Genomic DNA, 12,181 nt, shown 5'->3' with positions numbered 1-12,181 from the left:
TTTTTTTAATTCAGATTCCTTTAATTTAATAATTTAAATACAAAAATTATAGTAACTTTTAAATTAAAATGATAAATTTTAAGATATCAATAAAAATTAATAAAATTTTTATTGATATTATTTTTTTTAATTTTTGATTTTACAAAAATAATTGATAAACTATAAATAATCTTTTAATTTTTGATATTGATATCAATATCAAAAATTATTTCATTTGTGTTTCATAATTTAACAAAATTCTAAAATTAAATTAATTTAATTTCTCGCTATTAATAATCTTACTTTTGAAAATTTAAAAATATTAGTTATTCTAAAAAATACTATTATCAAAAAAATAATTAATAAAATAAAAATATATATTTTTATTTTATTTTTTTATTATAATTAAAATTAAGATAATGGGTTATTAGAATATCAAAATTTGATAAATAATTACCTATATTTAGAATTAAATTAGAAATAGCAGAAGTGCTTTTTTTGTTTTTAAAAAAATGTAAATAAATAATATAGGGTAAATTAAATTATGATAAAGGAAAATGAATTAAATTTTCAAGATAAAGAATCTGATAATAGTGATTTTGTAGAACAAGAAGAAAAAGTTACAGCATCAATTACTGATTCTGCTCATGTACAAACAGTAAATCCTGTTGCTGAAGGTGGAGGATTTCAACAAGAAGTAAATGAAAATATTACACAAAGTATTAATTCTATTGTAAGTGGTAGTACTAAAATAAAAACTATTACATCATCTATTAATACTATCAATTCTACTTCTGAAGGTGGAACAACACAACAACAAGTAAATGAAAAAAATAAACAAAACATTGATAATTTAAATGATGAATTTAGTGATATTATTAATGGTAATACTTTAATACAAACTATTACTTCTTCTATTGAAACAGTTAATTCTACTTCTGAAGGCGGAACAACACAAAAGCAAGTAAATGAAAAAAATAAACAAAACATAGATGATTTAAATGATTCAATTATTATAATTGATGATAAAATTGATAATTTAGATTTTGATATAAATACTTCAAAAGTTAGTGCAAATAATTCTTCTTTAGAGAATGGATCAACACAACAAGAAATTAATGTAAAAAATAAAGTTAATTTTGATTCACTAAATTCAGATATTTCTGATATTAATGATAAAATGGAATCTTTTGGTGAAGCTAATACTACTTATTCTATTAAAGCGGTCGATACTACTTTAGAAGGTGGAATAAATCAAAAAGAAATAAATCAAGTTAATAAAAAAGATATCGATAATATAAATACTTTAATTAATGATATTAGTTCTAAGATTGATGATAATGATTTAAAAACCAATACAGAAAATGTATCTACTGTTGATAGTTTTTTTGAAGGTGGGCCAAATCAAAAAGAAGTAAATGAAGCTAATAAAAAAAGTATTATTACCTTAGATTCAGAAATTATTAAAGTTAATTCTGAAATTTCTGATATTAATGAAAAGATTGATTGTATGGAATGTGGTTGTGACTCTTCTGGTTGCGATTGCGATGATATTACAACTGCAACTATTAATACTGCTGATTCTACAAATGAAGGTGGATCAACACAAGAAATTGTAAATAAAAATAATAAAGAAGCGATTGATACTTTAAATGATGAATTTGATACTTTAAATACAGAAATAAATATTTTAAATGATGAAGTAGATGATCTTATTAATAATGGTGTTCCATCAGGTGATACTTCTACTATTGATACTAAAGATTCTAGTGCTGAAGGTGGATCAACACAAGAAATTGTAAATAAAAATAATAAAGAAGCGATTGATAATTTAAATGATGAAGTTGATACTTTAAATACAGAAATAGAAAATATTATTGATAATGGAGTTACACTAGGTGATACTTCTACTATTGATACTAATAGTCCTACTGCTGAAGGTGGATCAACACAAGAAATTGTAAATAAAAATAATAAAGAAGCAATTGATAATTTAAATGATGAAGTTGATACTTTAAATACAGAAATAGAAAATATTATTGATAATGGAGTTACACCAGGTGATACTTCTACTATTGATACTAATAATCCTACTACTGAAGGTGGATCTACACAAAAAGAAGTAAATGAAGCTAATAAAGAAGCAATTGATAATTTAAATGATGAAATTGATGATATTCATAATGGAGATACTTCTGATGTTCCCACTTCAAATTCTGCTGCTGAAGGTGGAGCAACACAAGAAATTGTAAATAAAAATAATAAAATAGCGATTGATAATTTAAATGATGAAGTTGATGATATTCGTAATGGAGATACTTCTGATGTTCCCACTGCAGATCCTGCTACTGAAGGTGGATCTACACAAAAAGAAGTAAATGAAGCTAATAAAGAAGCAATTGATAATTTAAATGATGAAGTAGATGATCTTATTAATAATGGTGTTCCAGTAGAAGGTGATACCGCTGTTATTAATACTAATAGTCCTAGTACTGAAGGTGGATCTACACAAAAAGAAGTAAATGAAGCTAATAAAGAAGCGATTGATAATTTAAATGATGAAGTAGATGATCTTATTAATAATGGTGTTCCAGTAGAAGGTGATACCGCTGTTATTAATACTAATAGTCCTAGTACTGAAGGTGGATCTACACAAAAAGAAGTAAATGAAGCTAATAAAGAAGCGATTGATGATATTAATGATCAGCTTGATAATTTAAGTGATCCAAATACTTCAGATGTTGCTACAGTTGATGCAACTGCTGAAGGTGGAACAACACAACAAGAAGTAAATGAAGCTAATAAAGAAGCAATTGATGCAAATACGCAAGCAATTGATGATTTAATTAATAGTGATGTACTTGATACTGATCATGTAACTTATACAGTTTTGGGAAATACATCTACTGAAGCTTTTGGAGATTTTACACAAGCAGATGAAAAATTATATGGAGAAAGTACTAATGATACAGTTGTTCGAGATAATACACTTCTTGGATTAACTGATGGTCTGCAAGATCAAATTGATGGTTTAAATACAGCAGTAAATAACTTAGGTGATATTATAAATAATGCTATTGGTGATATTAAAGCAAGTCTTGATTCTTTATCTACTTGTACAGATTGTTCAATAGATCCATTCCCATCAGCAATAATTGATAATATTGTTCCTACTGATCCAACTACTGAAGATGGAAATGGTACAGTTTCCTTTGATGTTGATTTATCAGATTGTAATGGAACATCAACTGCTGTATTAAATCCAGCAAGTGGAACAGAACCAATTACTTTATCCGAGGGAATAAATACAGGATTAACATTTACTGATTTACCTCCCGGATATTATAATATAGAAGTTTATTGTGATACTGAATTGATTGATAATACATCATTTATAATTAATGATTATGATTCATCTGAAGATGGTGGTGGAGATGAAGAAATAATTGATATTGTGACACCTGATGATGGTTCTTTAATTCCCCCAAACAGTAATGATATTCCAGTTAATGATGGAGAAGATTTTAATCATATATTAATGATTACAAAGGGAAATTTAATACCAGAAAACAATATTCAATGTTATCAAAACTTATTTATTGTTGGATCAGATTTTAATTTAAACGAATGAACTACTGGTTGTTTAAATTCATTTAACCCTAACGATCCACAAGGAGATGAATGTTATGTTGCTATAAAAAGAACAAGTGATAATACTTTTGACACAACAAGAGAAAGTGTAAGTAATTCAGTTAAAGGTTTAAATTGAATTAAAGCAATTGATAATATTACTATTACTAAAATTTTAGAAAACGGGGCATTTGGTTATGGTGATAAATTTGTGTTAAACGAAGACTATACTAATTATGATTTAATAATTTCTAAATGATACTTTAACACAAGTGCTGGTACAGCAGTAAAACCACAATATGGTTATCCTATCAGAGAAATAAGTGATTTAATTGTAACTAATACTTGATTACAAAAACAACACGGAAGTAATGTATCTTATTCTGGAGAATTAACTTTCACAGATACTTTGAACGGTACAGTAACAAAAGCAAGAGCGAGTGATTTTTTAGCAACAATATGAGGAGTAAATGGAATTCCTGCACCAATAGATTTAAATGCACAAGTAAGCGGTACAATAATAAATATGGATGATTACAGTAACGCAGATTTCTTATTGATTAATTGTACTTATGCAGATATTGGTAATACTCAATTAATGTATGCAAAAGATATTGTATATGATGGGACTACAAGATATGATTTTGTTGGAATTGGGGCTTGCTATTTCTCTTTTAATGTTGATAAAACAATTAATATAATTGATGCTGCGTTAAGTGCAGAAATTATTATTACATCAATTAAAAAAATTATATTATAAATTTTATTTTAAAAGGTTATCTAAAGGTTATTTAGTAATTTAAATTTCGCATTTAATATTTTAAATATTGTAATTAATTATGACTAAACAAATAATAAGAATTATTTAAATTTTGTGATTTTATTAATTAATGTTAGATATGAGGATCATTTAATATCTATTTTAATTATTTACTAGAATACTAAAAAATATATCAATAGAAAAAATAAAGCAATTTGTAATATTTAATAAAATCCAAAATTAATATAATAAAAAATATATCCATATTTATTTAAAATATAGATATTGCAAATTGATATATCAAAGGATAAAAATCTATTACATTTGATGTAAATATTTCTGCTTTCAAAGGAAAAGGAACTGCTGTTTTTAATCCTGCAGGAAATAAATTACCAATTGATTTAAATGAAGAGGATAATATTGAATTAGTATTTGATAATCTAATGGTTGGACCATATAAAATTGAGATTTATGATGATAAAAATTTAATCACAAAAAGAGAAGATATCATAATATCAGAACCAGTAATTTTATTAAAAAATAAATAAAAATATTGAATATTAATTTCTATATATGTATATATTAAAAAAATAAAAAAATTGTTTTATTTTTTTAATATAATTATAATTAAGATAATAGATTATTTATATATCAAGATATGATAAATAATTATCTATTTTAGAGTTAATTTAAAAATAAGAAGAAATGTTTTATTTTATTGTAAAAAATTATTAAATTTAAATAAAATAATATATGGGGTAAATTAAATTATGGAAAATAAATATAATAAAAGTAATTTTGCGGAAAAAAAAGTTACAGCATCAATTACTGATTCTGCACATGTACAAACAGTAAATCCTGTTACCGAAGGTGGAGGATTTCAACAAGAAGTAAATGAAAATATTACACAAAGTATTAATTCTATTGTAAGTGGTGGTACTAAAGTAAAAACTATTACATCATCTATTAATACTATTAATTCTACTTCTGAAGGTGGAACAACACAACAACAAGTAAATGAAAAAAATAAACAAAATATTGATAATTTAAATGATGGATTTAATGATATTGTTAATGGCAATACTTTAATACAAACTATTACTTCTTCTATCGAAACAGTTAATTCTACTTCTGAAGGTGGAACAACACAAAAGCAAGTAAATGAAAAAAATAAACAAAACATAGATGATTTAAATGATTCAATTATTATAATTGATGATAAAATTGATAATTTAGATTTTGATATAAATACTTCAAAAATTATTGCAACTAATTCTTCTTTAGAAAATGGAACAACACAACAAGAAATTAATGTAAAAAATAAAGTTAATTTTGATTCACTAAATTCAGATATTTCTGATATTAATGATAAAATGGAATCTTTTGGAGAAGCTAATACTACTTATTCTATTAAAGCGGTCGATACTACTTTAGAAGGTGGAATAAATCAAAAAGAAATAAATCAAGTTAATAAAAAAGACATTGATAATATAAATACTTTAATTAATGATATTAGTTCTAAGATTGATGATAATGATTTAAAAACCAATACAGAAAATGTATCTACTGTTGATAGTTTTTTTGAAGGTGGGCCAAATCAAAAAGAAGTAAATGAAGCTAATAAAAAAAGTATTATTACTTTAGATTCTGAAATTATTAAAGTTAATTCTGAAATTTCTGATATTAATGAAAAGATTGATTGTATGGAATGTGGTTGTGATTCTTCTGGTTGCGATTGCGATGATATTACAACTTCAACTATTAATACTGCTGATTCCACAAATGAAGGTGGATCAACACAAGAAATTGTAAATAAAAATAATAAAGAAGCGATTGATAATTTAAATGATGAATTTGATACTTTAAATAAAGAAATAAATATTTTAAATGATGAAGTAGATGATCTTATTAATAATGGTGTTCCATCAGATGATACTTCTACTATTGATACTAAAGATTCTAGTGCTGAAGGTGGATCAACACAAGAAATTGTAAATAAAAATAATAAAGAAGCGATTGATAATTTAAATGATGAATTTGATACTTTAAATAAAGAAATAAATATTTTAAATGATGAAGTAGATGATCTTATTAATAATGGTGTTCCATCAGATGATACTTCTACTATTGATACTAAAGATTCTAGTGCTGAAGGTGGATCAACACAAGAAATTGTAAATAAAAATAATAAAGAAGCGATTGATAATTTAAATGATGAAGTTGATACTTTAAATACAGAAATAGAAAATATTATTGATAATGGAGTTACACCAGGTGATACTTCTACTATTGATACTAATAATCCTACTACTGAAGGTGGTTCTACACAAAAAGAAGTAAATGAAGCTAATAAAGAAGCAATTGATAATTTAAATGATGAAGTTGATGATATTCGTAATGGAGATACTTCTGATGTTCCCACTTCAAATTCTGCTGCTGAAGGTGGAGCAACACAAGAAATTGTAAATAAAAATAATAAAATAGCGATTGATAATTTAAATAATGAAGTAGATAATATAATTGATGGAGATACTTCTGATGTTCCCACTGCAGATCCTGCTGCTGAAGGTGGATCTACACAAAAAGAAGTAAATGAAGCTAATAAAGAAGCGATTGATAATTTAAATGATGAAGTAGATGATCTTATTAATAATGGTGTTCCAGTAGAAGGTGATACCGCTGTTATTAATACTAATAGTCCTAGTACTGAAGGTGGATCTACACAAAAAGAAGTAAATGAAGCTAATAAAGAAGCGATTGATGATATTAATGATCAGCTTGATAATTTAAGTGATCCAAATACTTCAGATGTTGCTACAGTTGATGCAACTGCTGAAGGTGGAACAACACAACAAGAAGTAAATGAAGCTAATAAAGAAGCAATTGATGCAAATACGCAAGCAATTGATGATTTAATTAATAGTGATGTACTTGATACTGATCATGTAACTTATACAGTTTTGGGAAATACATCTACTGAAGCTTTTGGAGATTTTACACAAGCAGATGAAAAATTATATGGAGAAAGTACTAATGATACAGTTGTTCGAGATAATACACTTCTTGGATTAACTGATGGTCTGCAAGATCAAATTGATGGTTTAAATACAGCAGTAAATAACTTAGGTGATATTATAAATAATGCTATTGGTGATATTAAAGCAAGTCTTGATTCTTTATCTACTTGTACAGATTGTTCAATAGATCCATTCCCATCAGCAATAATTGATAATATTGTTCCTACTGATCCAACTACTGAAGATGGAAATGGTACAGTTTCCTTTGATGTTGATTTATCAGATTGTAATGGAACATCAACTGCTGTATTAAATCCAGCAAGTGGAACAGAACCAATTACTTTATCCGAGGGAATAAATACAGGATTAACGTTTACAAATTTACCTCCCGGATATTATAATATAGAAGTTTATTGTGATACTGAATTGATTGATGATACATCATTTATAATTTCTGAACCAATTATTACAGATGATGGTTTTGATGATTTAATAGATTTTGATACACCCGATAAAGAAGGCGGAACAACAAATGGTAATTTAAACGACTATAATTTATTATTTACTAATACAACATTAAGTGATGGAAAAGGAATAGGAAATTCATTGATGATTGGAACTAATTTAGAATTAAATGGTCCAGAATATAATATTTATTTAACTTATGTTACTAGTGATGATAGTAATTTATTATTAAAAGTAACATCAAATAATACATTTACATTAAGAAATCTTGGGGGTGTTATTGATGGTTTAGATTTTATCAAGGGACTTAAACAACCAATCACACAATTATTGGATAATGAAGTAAGTATTAAAAGTGGAAATAGTATATCAATAAAAGAAGATTTATATAATTATGATTTTATAATTGCTAAATCAACTGCAAATCTTGGTGATAGTGATGAACATATACAATATATTGCAGTAAAAACAGGAGATATTGATAACAATGAAATTGTTCTCGCTTATGCTTCTTTTGAATCATGATGTACAATTAGTGGAACTACTCTTAATATTAAAGCAGATAATGGTTATACTAAACTTGCTTTTAATATGATTTGAGGTATGAATTGAGAAAATTTTGAAGAATTAACAAATACTAAATTCATAACTTCTGATTATTCATTATTATTTGTTTCAGATAGATCAAAGAATTATTGAGGTGGTTTATTTATTTATGCTAAAAATATAATTGCAGATGGAATAACAAGATATTATATTTCTTCTGTAGCAGATTCAAGCTATTTTATATTTAATCCTGATGGAAGTTATACCAAAAATTTTAGTTTTACTATGAAATTATGAGGAATAAAATTATAAATATTTTTTATAGATTAATAAAATAAAATTAAGTTTTAAAGAGGAAAATAAAACTTAATCAAATATAAAAGTCAAGTAGGATATGTTAATCTTGCACATATAGTAACTATAAATCCAACAATAGAAATATGAGAATTTCAATAAGAAGTAAATGAAAATATGTCAATAAAAACTTTACATTATTAATTAATACAATTAATTCTACTTTAAAAAATGATAAAACGCAGAAAGAAGTCAATAAGAAAAATAAAATAAATATTACTGAAATTAGTTCTGAATTATTAATATGAATAAGAAAATTAATTATCTTAATGGGAAAATAAATACTCCTTCTTTTAGTATAATGGATTCTATATTATAAGGCGATTCAACACAAAAAGAAATAAATCAAATCAATAAATTAATTGCCTTGATTTAATTGTAATTATGATTGATGGCTGCAATGGAGGAAATATTGATATATTATCTATAAATACAATAAATTATAATTCCGAAGGTGAAAAAACACAAAAAGAAGTAAATGAAACTAATAAAGAAGCGATTGATGATTTAATTAATAATAATATGGTTGATACTGATCATGTAACTTATACAGTTTTGGGAAATACATCTACTGAAGCTTTTGGAGATTTTACACAAGCAGATGAAAAATTATATGGAGAAAGTACTAATGATACAGTTGTTCGAGATAATACACTTCTTGGATTAACTGATGGTTTGCAAGATCAAATTGATGGTTTAAATACAGCAGTAAATAACTTAGGTGATATTATAAATAATGCTATTGGTGATATTAAAGCAAGTCTTGATTCTTTATCTACTTGTAAAGATTGTTCAATAGATCCATTCCCATCAGCAATAATTGATAATATTGTTCCTACTGATCCAACTACTGAAGATGGAAATGGTACAGTTTCCTTTGATGTTTATTTATCAGATTGTAATGGAACATCAATTGCTGTATTAAATCCAGCAAGTGGAACAGAACCAATTACTTTATCCGAGGGAATAAATACAGGATTAACATTTACTGATTTACCTCCCGGATATTATAATATAGAAGTTTATTGTGATACTGAATTGATTGATAATACATCATTTATAATTAATGATTATGATTCATCTGAAGATGGTGGTGGAGATGAAGAAATAATTGATATTGTGACACCTGATGATGGTTCTTTAATTCCCCCAAACAGTAATGATATTCCAGTTAATGATGGAGAAGATTTTAATCATATATTAATGATTACAAAGGGAAATTTAATACCAGAAAACAATATTCAATGTTATCAAAACTTATTTATTGTTGGATCAGATTTTAATTTAAACGAATGAACTACTGGTTGTTTAAATTCATTTAACCCTAACGATCCACAAGGAGATGAATGTTATGTTGCTATAAAAAGAACAAGTGATAATACTTTTGACACAACAAGAGAAAGTGTAAGTAATTCAGTTAAAGGTTTAAATTGAATTAAAGCAATTGATAATATTACTATTACTAAAATTTTAGAAAACGGGGCATTTGGTTATGGTGATAAATTTGTGTTAAACGAAGACTATACTAATTATGATTTAATAATTTCTAAATGATACTTTAACACAAGTGCTGGTACAGCAGTAAAACCACAATATGGTTATCCTATCAGAGAAATAAGTGATTTAATTGTAACTAATACTTGATTACAAAAACAACACGGAAGTAATGTATCTTATTCTGGAGAATTAACTTTCACAGATACTTTGAACGGTACAGTAACAAAAGCAAGAGAGAGTGATTTTTTAGCAACAATGTGAGGAGTAAATGGAATTCCTGCACCAATAGATTTAAATGCACAAGTAAGCGGTACAATAATAAATATGGATGATTATAGTAACGCAGATTTCTTATTGATTAATTGTACTTATGCAGATATTGGTAATACTCAATTAATGTATGCAAAAGATATTGTATATGATGGGACTACAAGATATGATTTTGTTGGAATTGGGGCTTGCTATTTCTCTTTTAATGTTGATAAAACAATTAATATAATTGATGCTGCGTTAAGTGCAGAAATTATTATTACATCAATTAAAAAAATTATATTATAAATTTTATTTTAAAAGGTTATCTAAAGGTTATTTAGTAATTTAAATTTCGCATTTAATATTTTAAATATTGTAATTAATTATGACTAAACAAATAATAAGAATTATTTAAATTTTGTGATTTTATTAATCAATGTTAGATATGAGGATCGTTTAATATCTATTTTAATTATTTACTAGAATACTAAAAAATATATCAATAGAAAAAATAAAGCAATTTGTAATATTTAATAAAATCCAAAATTAATATAATAAAAAAAATATATCCATATTTATTTAAAATATAGATATTGCAAATTGATATATCAAAGGATAAAAATCTATTACATTTGATGTAAATATTCCTGCTTTCAACGGAAAAGAAACTGCTATTCTTAATCATGTGAGAGATACAACAAATTAATTTAAATGAAGGTGATAATATTGGATTGAATTTTGCTGATTTAATTATTGGAACATATACAATTGAAATTTATGATGATAAAAATATAGTTACAAAAATAGAAGATATAATAATATCATAAACAATAATTTTATTAAATTTAATTATAATTATTTCAAGAAAGAGAGATTAGAATGAAATATACATTAATTACAGGAGCAAGTTCAGGAATAGGAAAATCTCTTGCTGAAAAATTTGCAAACAAAGGTCATAATCTTATAATTGTAGCAAGAAGAACAAATTTGTTAAATGAAATTAAAAAAAACTTAGAAAATAGATATAAAATAGATGTTGTTGTCTTTACAGTTGATCTATCAAAAGAGCAAGAAGTAGAAAAATTTTATAATGATGTAAAAAAATATGATATTGAATTATTTATAAATAATGCTGGATTTGGTGATATGAATTTACCTTGAGATTCAGATCTTGATAAAATCAAAAAAATGCTTGATTTAAATATTAAAACTCTTACTACACTTTCAATTATGTTTATAAGAGATAATTTAGATAAAGATGTTCAATTAATAAATGTATCTTCAGTTGCAGGATATGGTGTTTTTTCAGGAGCAATAAGTTATTCAGCTTCAAAAATCTTTGTTGCTTCTTGAACAGAAGGTGTAGCAAAACAATTAAAAAAATTAAACAAAAAAATAAAAGTAAAAGTTTTAGCTCCAGGAGCAACAGAAAGTGAATTTGGTAATAGAGCTCTTGCAAAAACAAAACTTAAAGATGAAAAAATCGAAGAATTTAAGGATTGAGCACAAAAAATATCAATAACAGCAGAAGAACTTGCAAATAAGGCTTATAAATTATATGAAAGTGATAAGATATTAGGAATTATAAATAATGATAATAAATTAGAACTTTCAGATGGAAGTTATAATATTTTTTGAGTTTAAGTAAACAAAATAATTAATTTAAAAGAGAAGGATTTAA

Annotated in this window: 5 protein-coding genes; all 5 read left to right on the top strand. The window is 25.0% G+C overall.

Going from position 1 to position 12,181, the window contains the following annotated elements; translation table 4 throughout:
- The first annotated feature begins 523 nt into the window (after positions 1-523).
- A complete protein-coding gene (locus X271_RS01220) occupies positions 524-4,369 on the top strand; it encodes a hypothetical protein (protein WP_025208655.1) in 3,846 nt (1,281 codons plus the stop codon).
- Between the two features lie 770 nt (positions 4,370-5,139).
- Entirely contained in the window at positions 5,140-8,709 is a 3,570-nt protein-coding gene (locus tag X271_RS01215; protein WP_025208654.1) for a hypothetical protein, read from the top strand.
- Positions 8,710-9,135: 426 nt separating this feature from the next.
- Positions 9,136-10,806 (top strand): hypothetical protein, encoded by a 1,671-nt coding sequence (locus X271_RS01205; RefSeq protein WP_025208652.1) that lies wholly within the window; start codon positions 9,136-9,138, stop codon positions 10,804-10,806.
- Between the two features lie 377 nt (positions 10,807-11,183).
- On the top strand, positions 11,184-11,327 hold the full coding sequence (locus X271_RS03280; RefSeq protein ID WP_158380601.1) for a hypothetical protein: 144 nt from the start codon (positions 11,184-11,186) through the stop codon (positions 11,325-11,327).
- Between the two features lie 52 nt (positions 11,328-11,379).
- Positions 11,380-12,144, top strand: coding sequence for an SDR family NAD(P)-dependent oxidoreductase (locus tag X271_RS01200; protein ID WP_025208651.1), 765 nt, complete (start codon positions 11,380-11,382; stop codon positions 12,142-12,144).
- The last annotated feature ends 37 nt before the right edge of the window (positions 12,145-12,181 follow it).

The organism is Candidatus Hepatoplasma crinochetorum Av (assembly GCF_000582535.1).
Lineage (GTDB): Bacteria > Bacillota_I > Bacilli_A > Mycoplasmatales > Hepatoplasmataceae > Hepatoplasma > Hepatoplasma crinochetorum.
Note: the sequence above shows the minus strand (reverse complement) of the source record. Positions and strands in the feature narration are given on the sequence as shown.